Raw genomic sequence first — 19379 nt, 5'->3', positions numbered from 1 at the left:
GGTCGCCGGCCTGCGCCCAGGGCGGGCAGCACCAACCGGATTAGTTGGGGAGCCAGGCCAGCCGGTCCATCGTGGACAGGTCGGAGGCCTGCAGGCCGGAGTCCGACAGCGTCCACAGGGTATTCCCGACAACCAGCGAACGCTGGATCATCGCCGGGTAGCCCTTCACGGCAGGCTGGGTGAGCTTGCCGGTCAGCCTGATGTCGTCGGTCACCCGCAGCGCGAGGGCCACGCTTTGCGACTTCCGTCCGTTCCAGGTCGACACCGGGGCGACCAGCAGATTCGTGGCGGGCCACCAGAGCAGGGCGTGCGGGTCGTGCTCGGCCTCGGAGTAGCTTCCGGGGATCTGGTATTGCGCCAGCCGTCGGGGTTTCACCGGGTCCGAGACGTCGAAGAGCGACACCTGGGTGCCTTGGGTACGGCCGTCGCCGTCCGCCTCCTGTCCGATGCCGATCAGCCGATCCGCGCCGATGGGTTGCAGGTGGGCAGAGTAGCCGGTGATCTTGAGCTCGCCGGTTATCGTGGGCTTGGCCGGATCGCTGAGGTCCAGGCTGTAGAGCGGGTCGGTCTGCCGGAAGGTGACCACGTAACCGCGGGTGCCGAGGAAGCGGACGGAATAGATCCGTTCACCCTTGCCGATCCCGTCGACGATGCCTGTCTGCGTGAGTTTGCCGTTCTGCTCGGTCAGCACCCGTACCGCGGATCGGTCGGTCTTCGAGTCGGTGGTGGCGATCCGAAGGTGAGCGTCCCATTCTGACAACGCGTACTGATTGATCAGGAAGCCCGGTACGGTTCCGGCAGCCCGATAGACCGGTGGCTGAGTTCCCTCGATCGTGAACCTGTAGAGGTCCGTCTCCTGGCGTATCGGCATCACCGCCCGACCGGCCAGACCGGCGAATCGCCAGCGCTGATCGCTGGCCAGGTAGAGGCTGTTCGCCGTGGCATACACGGTGTCGCCGTCGGCGACGACGGCGACCGGGCTGCCGCCGCCGAGCGCGGGCCGGGTCAGGTCGAAGGTCAGGATGCTGACGAGCGAGCCGCCCGAATAGTCGGTGGGCCGGCTGACCTGGCCGCAGTCGACCTTGCCGGTGCTGGTCACCGCGCCGTCGGTTACCTGCCAGCCGGGCAGCCAGGCGTCCGCGGGGGCACGGTCGATCGCGTCGCGGTTCTCGGCGATCCGCTGCTTCTCGTCCGAAATGGTGGGCGCGTCGGGGAATGTGATCCGTGGTGTCGTGCGGAGCACGATCCGCGCGGTGGTGCCGGTCATCCGGGCGTCGACCAGTTCGCCCTCACCCTGGTAGCGACTGACGATCCTCGGCGTGCCGGACAGGTCGACGAGTAGCAGTTGGGGACCGTCGGCGATCTCGGCCCGCTTGCCGACGACGAAGCGCTGGTAACCGGCCGGCACCAGCACGAGAGCGGAGTCGCCGGTGAGCAGCAACTGCAGCTGACCGGCGTCCTGGACTCCCAGGTCGACCTTGCTGGTCTCCTTGCGGGTGGCTGCGTCCACCACGCGCAGTATGCCCTGGCTGACGGTGACGATCCGTCGCCCGTCGGTCTTGACCAGGTCGGGCTCGTCCGCCCCCGACTCGTGCACATTGGTACCGGAGAAGGCCGGCCCCGGCGCGGCGTCCAGCTTGTTCGCGGAGCCTTCCGCGGCCCGGAGACGCCCGTCGGCCAGTTCGGGCCCGCCGCCGAAGCCGTACGGCCCGACGCTGGCCTTCGCCGCCCGGCGCAGATCGGCGATCAGCTGCTCGCACGAGTCGAACGCCACCAGGCGCATCGCGGCGCCGGCGGACGGGGACGCCGCGCGCGGTACGTCGGCGTCCGGAGTGCAGCCGGCGAGCGGGATGGCGAGGGCGAGGGCTGTTCCGATGACCAAACGGCGTGACATGAAGGTGTGACGCCGCCTGGCGAGTTCTGGTTCCAGACCGGCGTCGATTCACTCCTTCCCGGCTTCATCCACCCCCGGCGCGAACCTTCACACCGTCCTTTGCGCCGAAGGCGCTCTGGTGCCCGGCCACCGGCGGTTCAAGCGATCATCGGTCGCCAGAGCGGCCTTGTCCGGCTTGCCGCTCGGGGCGAGCGGGACACGATCGATAACGGTCACGCTCTTCGGGGCAGCCGAGGCGCCTAGGTGGGCCGCGACCAGGTCGCGCAGCATCGCCGGGTCCGGGGTGCGGCCGGTGACCGGCACGACGTACGCGTGGATCGCCTCCCCCGTCTCGTCGTCCGGCCGGCCGATGACGTACGCCTCGGCGACCGACGAATCGGTGGCCAGCACCCGTTCGACCGGGCCGGCGTACACCAGCGTCGCCTGCACGATGATCACATCCCGGGCCCGTCCGAGCAGCCGCAGGCAGCCGTCCTCCCCGAGCCCGGCCAGATCCCGCGTGCGGACCCAGCCGTCCACGAACACCCGCGCCGATCCCTCCGGGTCCTGCCAGTAGAACCCGGCCTGCGCCGGCGTCCGCACGTACAGCTCGCCGTCGTGGAACCGTAACGAGGTCACCGCCGGCGGCCGCCCTACCGAGTCCAGCGGGTCCCCCGGCACGGCCATCGAGATCATGCCGGTCTCGGTCTGCCCGTACCCATGGAAGATCACCGGCCCCAGTACGTCCAGCGCCTCCCGCAGCCGCCCCGGCTCCAGCGGCGACCCGGAGACCATCAACGCCTTCAGGCTGCTCAGGTCCACCGGGTTCAACTGCTGGGCGCGGACCAGCTGATGCAGCTTGCCGACCGTGATCACGCTCGCGGTCGCCCGGTGGCCGACGATCGCCTCCGGGAACGACGGCGGGTGCGCGGCCACGAGCGTCCCGCCCGCGGCGAGCGTCAGGATGCCGTACTCGAGCATGACCTGGCTGGTCAGCGACCCGAAGACAAGGTAGCGGTCCAGCCGCCGGGCCAGCTCGGCGATCGCGGGCGGCCAGAGGTGCGGCTGGGCCGCCCAGGCAGCGGACATCGCCTCGTACGTCTGCGCGCAGCCTTTGGGGTTGCCGGTGCTCCCGCTCGTGTAGATGATCCGTGCGACGTCCTCGGCCCGTCCGGCCGTGAAGAGCGGCCCCGCCGGATGATCCGCCAGGCCGGCAACGGTCGCGTCGTCGATCAGCACGGCGTCATCACGCTCCAGCAGATGCGCCAGTTGCCCCCGGGTGAGGCCGGGCGGCAGGCCGGAGACCCGCGCTCCCACCGTGAAGGCGGCGATGACGGCCGCGAACGCGGAAGCGTTGACCCCGAGTCGCAGCGCCACCCCGCACCCCGGCCCGATCCCGCCCTCCCGCAGCCCCGCCGCGATCCGCCGGATCAGCGAGTACATCTGCTCGGCGGTGACCACCCGGCCACCGTCCTCGAAGACCGGCCGATCCCCACCGGCGGCGAGCAGTTCCAGAACCGGTGCCGGCCACATCGTCAGAGGACGCCTTTGATGAAGCGGGCGAGCGGCTCCTGATGCACCGGCGGGATGTTCCAGTGATTCTCCAGGTTCTCCGCGAGATGATGCTCGGCGACCACGTCACCGTCACGGCGCACCCGGACGAGCGGGTGCAGGTAGCTGGCCCGGTGCGCCGCACCGGCGTCGTTCTCCGCGATCCGCGGCACCGTGATGTCGAACGGATCCACCTGGTCGTGCCCCTGGCCGTACTCCAGGGTGACCACGAACGCGAGCGGCTCCGGGCCGAGGTAGGCGACCGGCACCTCCTCGTGGTAGCGGGCCGCGCCGTCCTGCACGGTCACCACGTCGGCGAGCACGCCGAACTGCTGCCACAGCGCGGAGGAGACGTTTATCCGGGCGACGATCGCGTCGGTGATCGCCTCCGGGCTCGCGTCGACCGGCGACGACGGCCACGGGATGTCGTGGTAACGGCTGCGCAGGATCCGGTGCAGGGCACGGACGCCGTACCGGAATCCATGAATGAAACCGTTCGTGGACTTCTTGAAATCACGCTGCTGCGTGAGGGTGCCGGCGAAGTAGAGCCCGGGTACGTTGACCGACTCGAAGGCCGGGGTCTGCGCCGGGAACCGGTCGTTGACCGCGAGATCGGGCCGCGCGGATTCGTCGAAGATGGACGCGTCGAAACGGAATCCGGTGGCCAGGATGATCCGGTCGTAGTCGATTTCGCGGAGCCGTTCGCTGGTCCGGGCGTACCGGAAGACGATCCGGAAACCGCCGTCGTCGCGCCGGGTGATCCGCTCGACGGTTCCGTCCAGCACCGCGTTCTGCGACTTCAGCTGATAGGTGTCGAGGAAGTTGTTGTTCACCGCCCGCAGGTGCCCGACGTAGTGCGTCTGCCAGGCCAGCCGCACCGAATGGGGCCCGGCCACGTGAAGGACCGCGGCGGTCTCCACCAGCGCATCCGCGGTCTCGAACGCCGAATTCCCCTTACCGATGATCAACACCCGCTGGTTGACGAAATCCTCCGGGTCGACGCTGACCGTGTCGTAGCGTTCGCACAGCCGCGCACCCTCGATCGGCGGCACGTAGAGCTGTGAGACACCCGTGGCGACGACGACTCTTCGCGCCGTGAAAACCTCCGCCCCGGTTTCGACGGTGAAGACTCCCTCCGAGCGCGACACCCGCCGCACTCTCTCGCCGAAACGGATGTTCAGGCCGTCGGCGAAATCCGCCAGGTAGCGCACGAGGTCGTCGGCCGCCGGAAAATACCTCCGGCTGTAGTTCTTGAACAGCAGGGCCGGATCGTCGGTGAGCAGCGAGTTCCAGTCCGCCCGCAGATTGAACTCGGGATCGTCCGAACCGGTCCACACCTTGTTGATGGAGATCAGCGTGCGGTGCCGCGGATAGCGGGTGAAGAACGTTCCCGGCGCATCACCTGCCTCCAGGACGACGTAGTCATGACCGTCGCGCTCCAGCAGAGCGGCGAGCTGCAGGCCGGCAGGCCCGGCGCCGATGATGAGGTAGTCGTGCGTCATGCGCCGCAAACTACTGACGCGATTTCAGAGCGCTCTGAGAAGTCGTCACTAGCGTCGGCGTCCATGACGATCGAGGTGGACCTGGCGGCCCCGCTGCGGATCGCGGACCTGCGCGCCGCCCGCGAACCGATCACCGTGCTGGCCGGCCCGGAGGTGCGCGAGCGCGTGACGGCCGGGCGGGCCTTCCTGGCCAAGGTGCTCGGCGACGACCGGGCGGTCTACGGCGCCACCACCGGCTTCGGCGCGCTCGTCGGGTACGCGGGCCGCGCCGACCAGCGCGACCAGGCCGACAACACCCTCGCGCACCTGGGCGCCGGCCACGGCCCCGACCTCGACCCGGGTCTCGCCCGCGCCACGATGCTGCTGCGCGCGCACTCGCTCGCCCGCGGAGCGTCCGGGGTGTCGCCGCACGTCGTGGACGCGCTCGCCGCCGCGCTGGGCACGACGTTCGCGCCCGCGATGCCACGGCTGGGTTCGGTCGGCGCGAGCGGCGACCTCATCCCGCTGGGCGCCGCGGCGCAGGCGTTGCGAGGGCGAGGAAACGCCTATGTGTACGGCGATCGGCTGCCCGCCGCGGAAGCGCTGGACAGGGCCGGACTCGCGCCCCTGCCGCTCGACGGCCGCGACGCGCTCGCCCTGGTCAACGGCACCTCCCTGACGACGGCCGCGACCGCGCTCGCCCTCGACCGGATCCGCACCTCGCACCGCATCATCCAGTTGCTCACCTGCGTGCTGGCCGACCTGCTCGGCTGCGATCCGCAGTTCCTCGACGCGTCCCTGCTGGACTCCTACGGCCATGCCGGGGCGATCGCGGTCGGCGCCACCATGCGCGCCTTCCTGGCTGGGGCGACACCGTCCGGAACGCGGCCGCTGCAGGAGCCGTACTCGATCCGCTGCACCCCACAGCTGCTCGGGGCCGCCGAGGACGCGCTGCGTTACGTCGACGGCGTGGTCGCTGCCGACCTGGCGAGTGTCAGCGACAACCCGCTCTTCTTCGCGGGCGCGGACAAGGTCGTACACGGAGGGAATTTCTTCGGGCAACCCGCCGCCTTCGCCGCCGACGTCCTCACCATGGTCCTCGCCCAGCTCGGCAACCTCGCCGAGCGCCAGCTCGACCTGCTGGTCGACCCGGTCCGCAACGGCGGCCTCCCACCGATGCTCGCCGCCGGCCCCGGCCGGCAGCACGGCCTGCAGGGAGTCCAACTCGCGTCGACCGCCCTGATCGCGGAAATCCGCCGCGACGCGATGCCGGCGAGCATCCAGAGCCTGCCGACAAACCTTCACAACCAGGACATCATTCCTTTGGGTACGCAGGCCGCGCTCCGCGCCCTCGACCAGTCCCACCTGCTCAGCCTGATCACCGGCTCCCTCGCTCTGGGTCTGCGCCAGGCGGTGCACGTCGGCGCCCGCATTCCGAGCGCCACGACGTGTGCCCGTCTCGTCGCGGCCCTGTCCGACGCGATCCCCGCCATCGACCCGGACCGCCCGCTGCAGGCCGACGTCCGCCGCGCCGCACAGGTGGCGGAGTCCCACGTGGCGACGGCCTAAGCGCAGGAGTACACCGGCGAGCTGACCCACATGGCTGGCGATGAGGCCCATCACCTGGTCACGGAACGCCACTCTCGACCTTGGCGCGTGGCCCCGCGAAGTGCGCCTACCCGCGCGCGGTGGCGCGACGCTCGCTGATCTCCCGGACCGTGAACCACGCCAGCGGCCCCAGGACGCTCACCGCGAACGCCGGCGCCAGCGACCACGGAACGCCGTCGATGAACATCACGACAAGGCCGCTCCCGAAGGCCAGCAGAGCGGCGGCTCCCACGTACTTTCCGCTGGAGTTGCCCTCGAACAGTGGCTTCGGCCGCCTCAGCCGGTAGATCTGGAGCACCGTGAGCACAAAGGCCAGCGGCAGCAGCACGAACAACAGCGCGGCCCCCGGCGACCACGGGGTACGCACATACCGGCCCTCGACGGTGACCAGGTGCCCGTGCCACAGACCCAACCGGACGGTCCGCCCCTCCTCGAGATCGAAGTACGCCTGCCGCCCCTGCTGCAAGGACTTCCACTCGCCGCCGTCGGGCGAGCGGAAATGGACCTCCTGCGAGCTGCCGTTGCCGCCGTACCCACCGGCGGCGCTGAAGTGTTCGACCTGCACGACCTCCGCCGGCTGCGCCACGAGCGTGCCCGCCCGATACGCGGAATACGCCACCGTCTCCACGTACCCGCGATGTCCGAAGTAGGTCAGCAGGATGCAGGTGAGCAGGCCGAAGATGGCCGCCACCCAGACGCGAGAACGAGTCGCTTCCTGGGCGCTCGGCGGTGCATCGTCATGCCATCCAGCCGACGCCATGCCCGCCATGCTATTGGACAGCAGCCACCGTCCAGACCGACCAGATGAGGTCAGGAATTCCCCAGCCGGGAAATGACCGTACGCACGGCGACCGGTGCACCCGGTCCCCCGCCCGGCCGCGAACGGTACTCCGGATCAGCGGCCGGTGACCCCGTCGGTGAGTTCGCGCAGAATGTCAGCGTGCCCAGCGTGCCGGACGGTCTCGCTCGTCACGTGCGCCAGCACCCAGCGCAGCGTCCGCGGCTCGTCGTTCACCGGATGCGCGGTCCGCGCCTCGGGCCCCTCAGCTGCGCGGATGTACGCGTCGCTCGCCGCGATCGAGGCCCGGTAGTCGGCGATCACCTGCCGCGCCGATCGGTCCGGCGCGACCACCATGCCGAAGTCGACCTCGGCCCACCGTCGGTCACCGCCGAAGGTGTACCCGAACCAGTAGTGCTCGGCGTCGGTCAGATGCTGCACCAGCCCGAGCAGCGTCGTCTCCGACACCACCAGGCGCTGTCGCAACTGCTCCTCGCTCAGCCCGTCCGCTTTCTTCACACGCAGGACCGGGCGAAGGACAGGAAGGCCAACGCCGTGTCCAACTCGCCGCCGTCGTCGAGCGGCACCCGTTCACGCTGCGTCTCAAGCACGCACCCGACCCTACCCACTACGACCGACAAGTTCGGTCGCGGTCAGGAGGGCCGTTCGAGCTCTGAATTCACTCCTCCCCCGGCCGCTCAAGGCAACACTCGGTGCCGACGTCCTCCGGGCCGATCGAAAGGCGCGCCGATTGCGGCAGAAGATGCGCGAACCGGTGATGAGGCGAGCTCAGGTGTCGTAGGTGCCGAGGTCCCACGGCTCAGCGAAGGCCATGTAATCGCCGGGTTCGGCGGTGACCCACCAGATCTCGTCACTCGCGGTCGGCTCGTCGACGACGAGGCCGAAGGTCTGGCCGAACTTTTCGACTTCGAAAGGCTCGACCACGATCCGATCGAAGGTCACCTTGCCGAGGTTCTTGAGCCGGCGCTGATAGAGGTCCTTGTCGAACGGATCGATCTCCGCCCTGACGAACCGCCCGACGCGATCGAAGAGGTACAGCGCGACGAACCGACGGCCCGCCGGTTCGAACGGCGTGGTCAGGAAGAACTGTCCGCCGTCCGCGGTGTGCCCGACGTGCTCTGCCTCGAAGGTGTTGTGGTCGATCGCGATGCGCTCCGGCCGTCCTTCGGTCGGATAGGGAAAGGCGAAACCATCGGACTCGGCCCGCTCGACGGCCGGCAGCGGCAACCCGCAACCGGCCGTGACGCTGACAACCCCGAGCGCCACCATCATGCTCAGCGCCAGCCCGGTTCGCCATCCGTACACCATGATCCGTCACGCTAGTCGGCCCCTCCGAGCCGACGTATCGGCTGCTCAGCCCATGTATTCCGGAAATCCGGCAGGGTGCCGCCGTCGCTACGGGCGCCGATCATCCGCAGCCGGCGTGTACGGACGACCGCATGAGCGGAGGCAGCGTTACTCAGCTCCGGATCGGCTCCAGGTTGACGGCCGGCACCGTCACGATCCAGTAGTCCTCGGTCAGGTCGGTCTGCACAGCGACCATCGGGCCCCGGCCAACGTAGCGGACGACGAACTTCGTCTTACGGAGCTCTGCCTCGTCCGATCCGGCAAGGCTCTCCGGCAGCGCACCCACGAGTCGCACTTCATCGCCCGGCCGGAACGGGGCGTCTTCCGGAGCCTCACTCGACAGGATGGCCGAGATCGCGTTGATGAGGGCTTCCAGCGGTTCGGTGTCAGCCCCGTAGTGAACAAGATGGCCCGCTTGACCGAAGATCAGCTCAGCCTGGGCTCTGCTCAGGTCGGCGAGCGCGTCGGCAGCGTCAGCCGTCAGAATGGGATCCTTTGATGGATCGAGCTGCGACGCCAGCGCCAGCAACAGCCGATCGATAACGAGTTCCAAGGTGTGCTCATCGGTCATCCGGCGAGGGTAAAGATGAACTGCTGGTAGCGCTCTTGAGCGCCGACCGCCCACTCCCGCTTCCGCTCACCGTCAAATCCGCCTACCGGGCGATCCGACCCACCGTCACGCCGGGTAACGAGCGCCTCGCGGCAGGAGAGTGCAATCCTTCAGGGCTACCGGCGGCCGAGGTCGGCGTCGAGGAACTCTTGCAGAAGAACGATCAGAGTTGCAACAGCCCGAATATCGTCCTCGCGGCTCAAGGCGTGCCAGCCGTTCTTATTCCACGATTCCAGGCCAGCCTCTCTCAGCACCAATACAGGCCATACGAGGCTCCAACCGCCCGCGCCCGACCTGTTTGCAATCCATTCGCTGAAGCCACCAATAAGATCCTGCTGGAGTCCTAGGTCAAAGCCTACGATGAAGGCGACATACTCCCTGAATGAGCCATCGAGGCCAACCATCCCGGGCCGAAGGAAAGCGTTCCGGAGGACGGCGATTTCGAGGTTCTCCACGTCTCATTCTTGCAGAAGCATGCCAGCTGAACCGGCCGGCCTCGGACTTCCAGCCACCAGGGCGCTGACCTCGCGACAGCCTCGGACGTCGATGTGCTGAATTACCACAGCTTGAGCTGATCCGGGTTGTCACTTGACCACTGCAGTGGCGTTGGCCAGACGTCGAGGGCCGGGCGATCCGGAGTTCGGAGCAGTTGGACGTACTCCTGTGCGGGAAGGGGCAGGTCGGCCATGGGGCGTTCTTGATTGACGACGTGGTGCCAGATGACGTTCTCGACCCAGTAGCGATAGATGAACTGCTCGAAGTCCGGCGCCATCCAGGTCGCGGATGCGGCGAAATCCTGAGGTGCGAGCTCAAGGTTGTCGTCCTTCTCGTCCTCCGGAGTGAACAGGTCGATACTGCCGAGAACCGGGCAGGAGCCGTCCGCGGCCAGATAGAGATAGAAGAACGCGCAGCCCTGCTGATCGTGCATGAAGCGCAGCAGGAAGCCGTGCTCCTCCACAGGGCTCGGCGTGAGGGGCGATATCCGCCAGCCGTTGGAGGTACACGACGGGATGCTGCGCTGCAGCTCCGCGCTGGTCATGAAGGTGATGAATGATGTGGGAAGCGCCAGGCCGGAACGTGCCAACCGGCGTTCGACTGCATACAGCGCGGGTCTTGAGATGGGGCCCGGCTCCATGTAGCAGGCGTCCGCGCCGGCCGCCCCGCCGACCAGCCAGCCAAAATTTCCGGAGAACATGTGTTCCGGTAGCGGCGGAAGCCGATCATAGCTCTCGTCATCGCAGAACCCGCTGGCCGTGAACTCGTGATCGAGTGCCGCCCACCAGTACCGCTCGAAGCGCAACACCGGCACATTATCGCCGTGGAGTAATCGCTACCACCAGCCGCCCAAGCTCCGGTGGATAGGCGAAATTCGGTCGCGGCCGCGGAGGACGGCCGATAGCGTTCGCCGCCGACGCACTACCCAGGAGGTCATCATGTACCGCGAAGAGACGTTCGAACTGTCCTTTTGAGGTCACCAGCAAGCGCCGCAGGGGGTACCCGTAGCGAGACTCAGGTCAAGCGCGGCGATCGGGTCGTCGGGAACGACACCGAACTGATCGAGAAGCTCGGTGGCAAGGACCCCTGCCCGTGCGGCTCCGGGCGGCGGTTTCCGCCGGTGCTGCCGTGCGAAGGGCAGTTTCGACGACACCAATGGCCACTACTACGTCCGTGATTGACCAGCGCCGGCTGCCGCCGCCGTTCGTTCTGAAATTTCGCTGATTTCTGGTTCGTACGGTCGGCGGCATGCCGCTTGACTACTTGATCATCGGGGCCGGGCCGGCCGGGCTGCAGCTCGCCGCACTGCTGCAGGCCGACGGCAAGCGTGACTACCTGGTGCTGGAGGGTTCCGGCCGGCCGGGCGCGTTCTTCGAACGGTATCCGCGGCACCGGACATTGATCTCCATCAACAAGCCACACACCGGCACCGACGATCCGGAGCTCAATCTGCGGCTGGACTGGAACTCGCTGCTCAGCGACGACCCGGACCTGCTGTTCACCCGGTACACCGAGCGCTATTTCCCGGACGCCGACGTCATGCTGCGCTATCTGAGCGACTTCGCGCGCGGCCTGCGTGTCGAATACGACACCCGGGTCACCCGGGTAAGCAAGAACGGTGACCTGTTCCATGTCGAGGCGGGCGACAAGGCGTTCACCTGCAAGCGCCTGATCGTCGCGACCGGTGTCTCGCGCACCTATCGGCCCGACATTCCCGGGTTCGAGCTCGCCGAGGGCTACGACGAGATGTCCGTCGATCCCGCGGACTACCTGGACCAGCGGGTGCTCGTCATCGGGAAGGGCAATTCCGCGTTCGAGACCGCGGACAACCTGATGGAGACGACCAGTGTGATCCACGTGGCCGGGCCCAGCTCGGTGCACCTGGCCTGGCGCACGCATTACGTCGGCCATCTGCGCGCGGTCAACAACAATTTCCTCGACACCTATCAGCTGAAGTCCGCGAACGCGATCCTCGACGGCACCGTCCGGAGCATCGAACGCGACGGCGCCGGATTCAAGGTCACGTTCAGCTTCTCCCGGGTGAACGAGGTGGTCAAGGAGCTGCGTTACGACCGGGTTCTGGCCTGCACCGGCTTCCGTTTCGACGCGTGCGTCTTCGACGACTCCTGCCGCCCACAGCTGACCATCAAGGACCGTTTCCCGGCCCAGACCGCGGCGTGGGAATCGGTCAACGTGCCGGGCCTGTACTTCGCCAGCACCATCACCCAGGTCCGCGATTTCAAGAAATCCACCAGCGGTTTCATCCATGGCTTCCGGTACGCGGTGCGCGCGCTTCACAAAATCCTTGAGCGTACGTACGAACAGACGCCCTGGCCGGCCGAGAAGCTGGACGCCGCCCCGGAGGCGGTCACCGACGCGATCATCGCCCGGGTGAACCGTACCTCCGCGCTCTGGCAGCAGTTCGGTTTCCTGGCCGACGTCGTGACGGTCGCCGCCACGAGAGCGCGGTACCACGACGAGGTGCCGGTGGACTGGTTCGCCGAGCACGGCCTGGCTACCGCGGACCACGCCTACCGGGACGCGTTCGTGGTCACCCTGGAGTACGGTCCCGAGCACGATCAGGTCGACCCGTTCGACGTCACCGTCACCCGGATCGCACAGGACGTGCCGGGCCAGGCGCACGACGCGGCGTACCTGCATCCGGTCGTGCGGCATTTCCGCGACGGTGCGGCGACCGCGGCGCACCACCTGGCCGAGAACCTGGAGAACCGGTGGGACCGCCCGGACGTGCACGTCGCGCCGCTGCGGGACTTCGTCGCCCGAAGCCTGGCCGGGTCCTGACGTGCTCCCGGCCCACGCCGACTTCTTCGCCGGTGGCGCCGGCGAGGAACGCACGCTGCGGGCGAACCTCGCGGCGTACGACCGGCTGCGGATCGTCCCGCGGGTGCTGCGCGCCACCGGCGACCGGGACCTGCGGACCACCCTGTTCGGCGCCGAGCTGGCCACCCCGGTCCTGGTCGCGCCGACCGCTTTCCACCTGCTGGCACATGCGGGCGGGGAGGCCGCGACCGCGCAGGGGGCGGTCGCGGCCGGAACGCTGATGGTGGTCAGCATGGCGGCGACGCAGCCGGTCGAGCGGATCGCCGAGGCCGGCGGGCCGCTGTGGTTCCAGCTTTATCCGCAGCCGGATCCGGTGTTCACCGCCGCGGTGGTCAAGCGTGCGGAGGCGGCCGGATGCCGGGCCCTCGTGGTGACCGTGGACTCCCCCGTGTTCGGTCGCCGTGACCGTGACCTGCGCAACGGCTTCACCACCCTGCCGGCCGGGCTGGCCTGCGAGAACATGCGCGACGAGACCGGCCGGGTGCGGAGCATCGAGATGAACGCGACGCTCGGCTGGGATCGGATCGCCTGGCTGCGCGGGGTGACCGGGTTGCCGATCGTGCTCAAGGGGGTGCTGCACCCGGCCGATGCGCGGCTGGCGGTGGAGCACGGCGTGGACGGGCTGATCGTGTCCAATCACGGCGGGCGGCAGCTGGACGGGGCGATCGCGTCGGTCGACGCGTTGCCGGCCGTCGCGGCGGCCGTGCGACGCCGGATTCCGGTGCTGGTGGACGGCGGGATCCGGCGCGGGACGGACGTGCTGGTCGCACTGGCGCTGGGTGCGGAGGCCGTGCTGGTGGGCCGGCCGGTCCTCGACGCGCTGGCCCGGGGCGGGGCTGACGCCGTACGGGAGGAATTGGAGCGACTCACCGCCGAGCTGGACCATGCGATGGCACTGGCCGGCGCGAAGCGACCGGCCGAGCTGACCCCGGACCTGGTGGCGGTGGCCGGGTGAGCGCGGTGATCCGGCTCCGTGAGTGGATCTTCCGGCGGGTCAACGGCGCGGAGGGGATCCCGGTTCCCGGGCCGCTGGTCGGCGCGGAACATTTCGAGCGGGTCTACAGCGATCCGGCCGCGGACGGGCGCAGTCGCGGCGCCGGGCTGTCCGACCTGTTCTGGTACTGGCTGGCGCCGGGGCCGCAGATGCACCAGGAGCACCTCGAGCCGGGTGATCGGTATCAGACAGTCGCGCGGACCACGCGGAGGGTTCTCGCGGTGCCGCACGCGCGCTCGGACGAGCTGGCGACCACTGCGGCCCGGCGGATCCTGGACCAACTCCCGGCGAGGAGAACCTCATTCGTCCGGCTCCGGGATCTGATGATGCCGATCTGGGCGGAGGTCTTCCACGAACTCGTCTTCGACGAGAACTGCCCGCCGGAAGCGCGGAAACTCATTGTCGCCAACGCGGACGATGTCGTCACCGCGCTGAAGGGCCTGAGCCTGCGGCACATGCGCCGTCGCGACCGGATGACCCGTTACCTTCTGTCACGGATCGAGCGGAACACCTGCCCGGTGGTGCTGCCGCCGCCGTTCACCGCGCAGGAGACGGCCTGGTATCTGCAGGGCGCGTTCTTCAACACCGCCGTCGTGCAGATGTCCGAGGCGATGGCGCACATCCTGCTCTGCGCGGCGGGCTACCCCGATGACCTCTCCGACGAATCCCTCGACCGGCTCATCGACGAGACCTTGCGGGTGCACCCGCTCTTCGGCATCGCGCACCGGATCACCTCCGCGCCGATCACCGCCGGTGACGTCACCCTGCCCGCCGGCTCCGTGCTGCTCTTCAACTATCTGGCGTTCCAGCGCACCGGCCCGGCCGCCGACGACATCTTCGACCCGGACCGCTGGAAAAGCCTGAAACGCAAAGACGCGAATTTCATCCCGTACGGGATAACCGCGAACCGGGCGTGCCCGGCGCGCGGCACCGCGCCGGTGATGCTGCGCGCCGCCACCCGCGAGGTGCTGCGCCGGTTCACCCTCGCGACCTCGGTCGCGCACACCCGTTCGCTGCCGAACCGTGGCCCGGCCTACCTGACCCCGATCGGTCATCAGGGACCTAGCGACGGCCGGCTCATCGCCCTGCGCCGGGCCGATCGCGTCGCCGACGCCGGCCGCTCGGTCAAACAACTGGTCCTCGGCACGTGGATGGTGCTCGACGCCCGCCGCCAGAAGCTCTGCACCACCTATTTCGAGGAGGCCTGCCCGTGACCCCCACCGAGCTCGCACCGCGGTTCTTCATCGCGGTCGCGGTGATCATCCTGTTCTGCCGGCTGATCACCTGGTTGCTGGCCAAGGTCGGGCAGCCGCCAGTGGTGAGCGAGATGCTGGCCGGCGTCATGCTCGGGCCGTCGCTGCTCGGCCTGTTCTTCCCGCAGGTGCAGGAGGCGCTGTTCCCGGCGCCGCTGCTGCCGATCCTGTACGTGGTCGGGCAGATCGGCCTGGTCCTGTTCATGTTCCAGACCGGATACGCGTTCAAGTCGCACAAGGTCACCAACCTGGTCGGCACGGCGGGCGCGGTGTCGCTCGCCGGGGTCACCGTCCCGCTCCTGTTCGGGGTGCTGCTGGTGCTGGCCACCGCGGGCGTGGTGCCGATCCGGGTGGACGGTGTCTCGATCGGGGTGACCGCGGCGTTCGTGGGGGTGGCGCTGGCCATCACCGCGTTCCCGATGCTGGCCCGGATCATCACCGAGCGGGGCATCGCCGGCACCCGGCACGGTTCGCTCTCGCTGGCCAGCGGCGCGGTCGACGACGGCGTCGCGTGGATCATGCTGGCGGTGGTGCTGGCGTTCGGCTCGGGTGAGGCCGGGCCGGCGTTCGTCACCGCGGGCGGAACCGTGCTGTTCGGCCTGGTCCTGTGGCTGGCCGGGCCGCGGGTGACCGGTGCGCTGATCCGTACCGACCGGCTCGACGAGCGGGGCCGGATGCTCGCCGTGGTGGCGCTGCTGTTCCTGATCGCGTTCTACACCGACGAGATCGGCCTGTACGCGGTGTTCGGCGCGTTCGCCCTCGGCGTGGTGATGCCACGGCACGAGCGCACCGACCGGGTGATCGGCCGGGTCGGCCCGGTCGCGTCGGCGGTGTTCCTGCCGCTGTTCTTCACGTTCTCCGGGCTGCGCACCGAGTTCGGGCTCTTCGGCGACCCGCGAGTGCTGTCGTTCGCGGCGGCGTGCGTGGCCCTGGCGATCGCCGGGAAGTTCGGGGCCTGCTGGGCGGCGGCGCGGCTGCGCGGCGAGCCGAGCGGGGTGGCGCTGCGGGTCGGGGCGCTGATGAACGCTCGCGGGCTGATGCAGCTGATCGCGTTGAACGTGGGGCTGGAGGCGGGGATCGTGAACGCGTCGCTGTTCACGGTGCTGGTGCTGGTCGCGCTGGTCACGACGCTGATGACGACACCGCTGCTGTCCTGGCTGGACCGGCGGGAACGGCGGGCGCCGGCACCGGTCGAGGAGCCGGCGCTGGTCGCATCTTAAGAGGGATCTCGTCGTACCTTAAGAAATTGATTGAGAAACATCTTTTTCTCCCAGAACGTCCATTCATATGAGATCTTCGATGTCATGCGCCGGCTTCTTGTGGTCGAGGACGACTCGGATCTGCGCGAGATGGTCACCGAGACCCTGGTCGACGAGGGCTACCACGTCGACCAGGCCCCGGACGGACAGCGCGGACTGCACCTGGGCCTGACCCGGCCCTACGACGTGCTGGTGATCGACCGGAGGTTACCCGCGCTCGACGGCCTGGACCTGATCACCAGACTGCGGGCGCGGGCGGTCGCCGCCCGGGCGCTGATGCTGACCGCACTCGGCACGGTCGACGACCGGATCGCCGGACTCGACGCGGGAGCCGACGACTACCTGGTCAAACCGTTCGACCTGGACGAGCTGAGCGCGCGGATCCGGGCGCTGTGCCGGCGCACCTCCGACGCCACCGAGGTGCTGCGGGTCGGCGGTGGACTGCTGGACCTCGGCGTCCGCGACGCCGTGCGGGCCGACGGCACCCGGGTGTCGCTGTCGGCCCGCGAGTTCGAGCTGCTGCGGGTGCTCGCGGCGCGCCCCCGCGCGGTGCACTCGCGGGCGACCCTGCGCAGCCGGGTCTTCGACGAGGCGGCGGCCGCGTCGATCGTCGACACCTACGTCTACTACCTGCGCCGCAAGCTCGGCCGCGACGTGGTGCAGACCGTCCACGGGCTCGGCTACCGGCTGGGTGCGCTGTGAGCCAACTGCTCGAACTGCGGGCGGTGCGGCGCGCCCGCTGGCGGATCGGGCTGCTCGTCGGGCTCGCCATCGGGCTGCTGCTGACGATGGTGGGGGCGATCTCGTACCAGGTCCTGAGCCGCAGCCAGGAGCAACAGATCAGCCGGGAGCTGGACTGGGGCGTACGGAACGGGACGATCGCCGGCCCGCCCGCCTGCAGCTGGATCTTCTTCTACGCCGCCGACGGAACGCTGACCCACGCCGGCCGCGCCGCCCCCACGGGACTGCCGCTGGACGGCGACGTCGACCGGGTGGTCGCTACCGGTGTCCCGCAGAACCAGCGGATCGACCGGGACGGCACCACCTACTGGGTGCGCACCCAGTTCCGTGGCGACGTCATCGTCCAGGCCGTCTTCGACGCCCGCTTCCAGATCGCCGACCAGCGGCACCTGCTCACCGCGTTCCTCCTGGCGGCCGTGGCCGGGCTACTCACGGCGATCCTGACCGCGATGCTGGTCGGCCATCGCGCGGTCGCGCCCCTCGCCGAGGCCCTCAGCCGGCAGCGCCGGTTCGTCGCCGACGCCAGCCATGAGCTGCGCACACCGATCGCCCAGGTACACACCCGCGCCCAACTGCTGGCCCGGCGCGCCGCGCAGACCGGCGCCGGCGACCGTGACCTCGACCGGCTGGTCAGCACCACCCGGCGGCTCGGCGAGATCGTCGACGAACTGCTGCTCTCCGCCCGGCTCGCCGCCGACCCGGACAACCTGCCGCCGGGACAGCCGGTGGACCTGGCACGACTCGCGGCCGAGGAGACCGAACGGGTCCTGAACCCGTCCACGTCGGTCACCCTGCACGTGCCGCCGGAACCGGTGCTGGTCACCGGAGTGGAGTCGGCGCTGCGCCGGGTGGTCAGTGAGCTGCTCGCCAACGCGCTCACCCACACGCCGCAAGGCGGAGTCGAGGTCACCGTCCGCGGCACCGCGAACGCCGTCGAACTGGTGGTGGCGGACACCGGCGACGGCTTCGACCCGGCCGACGCCGAGCGGATCTTCGACCGGTTCCACCGGGGAGCGGGCGCCGGGGAGCGCCGCTTCGGACTCGGGCTCGCGCTGCTGCGTGAGGTGGTCACCGGTCACGGCGGCACGATCGTCGCGGACGGGCATCCCGGTGCGGGAGCCACCTTCACCGTCCGGCTGCCGCACTCCCCTTATCTGGGCGATTCCGTCCTCGAGACCTGCGGCAGGATCGTCCGGCTACGCCCCGGGCGGGGATAGGCCTCGGCCGCCGCCGCCAACCGGACGGCGTGATCGCGCTGCTTCTGCCAGTGGCCGTAGAGGGCGCCACGCCGGGAGAGCCGGTCCACCTCGCGGATCGTCTCGGGGTCGACGTCGCCGGGCGGGGCGTCACGCCACGGGGTGCCCGGCAGCGGCATGAACGTGTGGGCGTGGATACGCGCGCCGAGATCGGCCAGCTCACGGGCCAGCGACAGCGAGTCGTCGACGTCGTCCTCGTTCTCGCCCGGCATCCCGAAGATCATGTCGACGTTGATCCGGAAGCCCTCCTCGATGCCGAGACGGACGGCCCGCTTGACCTCCTCCACACCGTGGCCTCGCTTCGCGGCGTCGAGAACGCGGTCGGAGCCCGACTGGGCACCCACGATGATGTTGTTGTTGTCGCAGTACTTCTTGACCAGCCGGAGCGCCTCGCGGCTGACGTGCTCGGGCCGGATCTCGCTCGGGAACGAGCCGAAGAAGACCCGCCCGTTCGGCCCGATCCCCTCCCTGCAGGACGCGAGAAGCTCCTCGACGGCGTCGAGATTCGGCTCCTCCGTCTGACTCCCGTAACTCAACGCCGTCGGCGTGATGAAGCGGACGTCGCGCAGCCCACGCGCCCGCATCCGGTCGACGTGCCACCGGACGTTCTCGACGCTCCGATGCCGGAACTTCGCCGAGAACATGAAGGGCGTCTGACAGAACCTGCAGGCGTAGACGCAGCCCCGGGTGATCTCGAGGGCGTTGAACTTGTCCCACTTGAGGGCGAAGCCCGGGAAGTCGTTGAGGTCCCGCTGCCTGGCCTTGCCGGTCCTCTTCACGTTGCCGGTGGCGTCGCGGTAGGCCAGGCCGGTGATCCCGGTGGGGTCGCCCTTGGCGTCGACCAGGCTCAGCAGGGTCGACTCGCCCTCGCCGACCGCGGCCAGGTCCCAGCCCGCGTCCAGCGTCTGCACCGGCTCCGCCGTCGCATGCACTCCCCCGGCCAGGTGCGTGACGTTCGGGCCGTCCGCCAACTCGCGGATCTGCTTCAACTCCTCGGCGAGCGCCGCCGCGTCCGGCGAATAGAAAGACCAGAGCACGAGGGTACGGACATCGCCGGCCGCACGGATGTGCCGGGCGGTCTCCTCGACGTTCTCGCCGAAGCGCACCTCGTACCGGGTGGGGGTCTCATGCTGGCCCAGCGCACCCAGCAGCACATGGAAGCCATACGTCACCGCCTTGCGGTACCGCAGCACGATGACCAGCTCAGGACCGCCCATGCCGCGATTTTGCCAGGCCCCGGAGAGCCAGTTCCGAGCCCATGGCCCTGACCA

16 protein-coding genes and 1 pseudogene are annotated in these 19379 nt (G+C 69.2%); 7 read left to right on the top strand and 10 right to left on the bottom strand.

What is annotated here, in order from left to right:
• Window positions 1-40: 40 nt before the first annotated feature.
• The 3 genes from CHC09_RS41040 to CHC09_RS41030 form a co-directional block, all read right to left on the bottom strand.
• On the bottom strand, window positions 41-1894 hold the full coding sequence (locus tag CHC09_RS41040; protein ID WP_089298664.1) for a beta-propeller domain-containing protein: 1854 nt from the start codon (window positions 1892-1894) through the stop codon (window positions 41-43).
• 87 nt (window positions 1895-1981) lie between these two features.
• Window positions 1982-3406: a class I adenylate-forming enzyme family protein gene (locus tag CHC09_RS41035; protein ID WP_089298663.1), complete on the bottom strand. Its 1425-nt coding sequence runs from the start codon at window positions 3404-3406 to the stop codon at window positions 1982-1984.
• A 2-nt stretch (window positions 3407-3408) separates the two neighbouring features.
• Window positions 3409-4926, bottom strand: a complete 1518-nt coding sequence (locus tag CHC09_RS41030; RefSeq protein ID WP_089298662.1) for an NAD(P)-binding domain-containing protein — start codon at window positions 4924-4926, stop codon at window positions 3409-3411.
• 63 nt (window positions 4927-4989) lie between these two features.
• On the opposite strand from CHC09_RS41030, the gene CHC09_RS41025 reads away from it, so the two are divergent.
• Complete coding sequence (locus CHC09_RS41025; RefSeq protein WP_089298661.1) at window positions 4990-6474, top strand: aromatic amino acid ammonia-lyase; 1485 nt, start codon at window positions 4990-4992, stop codon at window positions 6472-6474.
• Window positions 6475-6580: 106 nt separating this feature from the next.
• On the opposite strand, the gene CHC09_RS41020 is transcribed toward CHC09_RS41025, so the two are convergent.
• The 6 genes and pseudogenes from CHC09_RS41020 to CHC09_RS40995 all read right to left on the bottom strand — a co-directional run bounded on the left by CHC09_RS41020 (window position 6581) and on the right by CHC09_RS40995 (window position 10572).
• Entirely contained in the window at window positions 6581-7273 is a 693-nt protein-coding gene (locus CHC09_RS41020) for a hypothetical protein (protein ID WP_143232864.1), read from the bottom strand.
• A 135-nt stretch (window positions 7274-7408) separates the two neighbouring features.
• A pseudogene (locus tag CHC09_RS41015) lies at window positions 7409-7902 on the bottom strand (DinB family protein).
• A 178-nt stretch (window positions 7903-8080) separates the two neighbouring features.
• Window positions 8081-8620, bottom strand: a complete 540-nt coding sequence (locus CHC09_RS41010) for a hypothetical protein (RefSeq protein WP_203833400.1) — start codon at window positions 8618-8620, stop codon at window positions 8081-8083.
• Between the two features lie 151 nt (window positions 8621-8771).
• Window positions 8772-9230 carry a hypothetical protein gene (locus tag CHC09_RS41005; protein ID WP_089298659.1) on the bottom strand — a complete coding sequence of 153 codons (459 nt, stop codon included), beginning with the start codon at window positions 9228-9230 and terminating at the stop codon, window positions 8772-8774.
• 155 nt (window positions 9231-9385) lie between these two features.
• The gene (locus CHC09_RS41000) at window positions 9386-9724 is read right to left on the bottom strand and encodes a hypothetical protein (protein ID WP_089298658.1); all 339 of its coding nucleotides are present in this window, start codon (window positions 9722-9724) and stop codon (window positions 9386-9388) included.
• A gap of 101 nt (window positions 9725-9825) precedes the next feature.
• Entirely contained in the window at window positions 9826-10572 is a 747-nt protein-coding gene (locus CHC09_RS40995) for a hypothetical protein (protein ID WP_089298657.1), read from the bottom strand.
• A 440-nt stretch (window positions 10573-11012) separates the two neighbouring features.
• Here CHC09_RS40995 and CHC09_RS40985 point away from each other — a divergent pair, with 440 nt between their 5' ends.
• From CHC09_RS40985 to CHC09_RS40960, 6 genes are all read left to right on the top strand, one after another.
• The gene (locus tag CHC09_RS40985) at window positions 11013-12566 is read left to right on the top strand and encodes an NAD(P)-binding domain-containing protein (protein WP_089298656.1); all 1554 of its coding nucleotides are present in this window, start codon (window positions 11013-11015) and stop codon (window positions 12564-12566) included.
• Between the two features lies 1 nt (window position 12567).
• A complete protein-coding gene (locus CHC09_RS40980; RefSeq protein ID WP_089298655.1) occupies window positions 12568-13560 on the top strand; it encodes an alpha-hydroxy acid oxidase in 993 nt (330 codons plus the stop codon).
• Entirely contained in the window at window positions 13557-14813 is a 1257-nt protein-coding gene (locus CHC09_RS40975) for a cytochrome P450 (protein ID WP_089298654.1), read from the top strand. Before CHC09_RS40980 ends, CHC09_RS40975 begins: the two co-directional genes overlap by 4 nt.
• Complete coding sequence (locus tag CHC09_RS40970; RefSeq protein WP_089298653.1) at window positions 14810-16072, top strand: cation:proton antiporter; 1263 nt, start codon at window positions 14810-14812, stop codon at window positions 16070-16072. The genes CHC09_RS40975 and CHC09_RS40970 overlap by 4 nt, the downstream gene beginning before the upstream one ends.
• An 84-nt stretch (window positions 16073-16156) precedes the next feature.
• Window positions 16157-16813, top strand: coding sequence for a response regulator transcription factor (locus CHC09_RS40965; protein ID WP_089298652.1), 657 nt, complete (start codon window positions 16157-16159; stop codon window positions 16811-16813).
• Window positions 16810-18069 (top strand): sensor histidine kinase, encoded by a 1260-nt coding sequence (locus CHC09_RS40960; RefSeq protein ID WP_089298651.1) that lies wholly within the window; start codon window positions 16810-16812, stop codon window positions 18067-18069. The genes CHC09_RS40965 and CHC09_RS40960 overlap by 4 nt, the downstream gene beginning before the upstream one ends.
• On the opposite strand, the gene CHC09_RS40955 is transcribed toward CHC09_RS40960, so the two are convergent.
• Window positions 18003-19325, bottom strand: coding sequence for a TIGR04013 family B12-binding domain/radical SAM domain-containing protein (locus CHC09_RS40955; protein ID WP_089298650.1), 1323 nt, complete (start codon window positions 19323-19325; stop codon window positions 18003-18005). The two genes, CHC09_RS40960 and CHC09_RS40955, sit on opposite strands and share 67 nt — an antisense overlap.
• Window positions 19326-19379: the final 54 nt, after the last annotated feature.

This window comes from Actinoplanes regularis, from assembly GCF_900188005.1.
Classification (GTDB): Bacteria; Actinomycetota; Actinomycetes; order Mycobacteriales; family Micromonosporaceae; genus Actinoplanes; species Actinoplanes regularis.
Note: the sequence above shows the minus strand (reverse complement) of the source record. Positions and strands in the feature narration are given on the sequence as shown.

What these genes read in the sequence shown, in the direction of transcription:
- CHC09_RS41040 (WP_089298664.1), bottom strand. Translation starts at nt 1,894, where the DNA reads ATGTCACGCCGTTTGGTCATCGGAACAGCCCTCGCCCTCGCCATCCCG.
- CHC09_RS41035 (WP_089298663.1), bottom strand. Translation starts at nt 3,406, where the DNA reads ATGTGGCCGGCACCGGTTCTGGAACTGCTCGCCGCCGGTGGGGATCGG.
- CHC09_RS41030 (WP_089298662.1), bottom strand. Translation starts at nt 4,926, where the DNA reads ATGACGCACGACTACCTCATCATCGGCGCCGGGCCTGCCGGCCTGCAG.
- CHC09_RS41025 (WP_089298661.1), top strand. Translation starts at nt 4,990, where the DNA reads ATGACGATCGAGGTGGACCTGGCGGCCCCGCTGCGGATCGCGGACCTG.
- CHC09_RS41020 (WP_143232864.1), bottom strand. Translation starts at nt 7,273, where the DNA reads ATGGCGTCGGCTGGATGGCATGACGATGCACCGCCGAGCGCCCAGGAA.
- CHC09_RS41010 (WP_203833400.1), bottom strand. Translation starts at nt 8,620, where the DNA reads ATGGTGTACGGATGGCGAACCGGGCTGGCGCTGAGCATGATGGTGGCG.
- CHC09_RS41005 (WP_089298659.1), bottom strand. Translation starts at nt 9,230, where the DNA reads ATGACCGATGAGCACACCTTGGAACTCGTTATCGATCGGCTGTTGCTG.
- CHC09_RS40985 (WP_089298656.1), top strand. Translation starts at nt 11,013, where the DNA reads ATGCCGCTTGACTACTTGATCATCGGGGCCGGGCCGGCCGGGCTGCAG.
- CHC09_RS40965 (WP_089298652.1), top strand. Translation starts at nt 16,157, where the DNA reads ATGCGCCGGCTTCTTGTGGTCGAGGACGACTCGGATCTGCGCGAGATG.
- CHC09_RS40955 (WP_089298650.1), bottom strand. Translation starts at nt 19,325, where the DNA reads ATGGGCGGTCCTGAGCTGGTCATCGTGCTGCGGTACCGCAAGGCGGTG.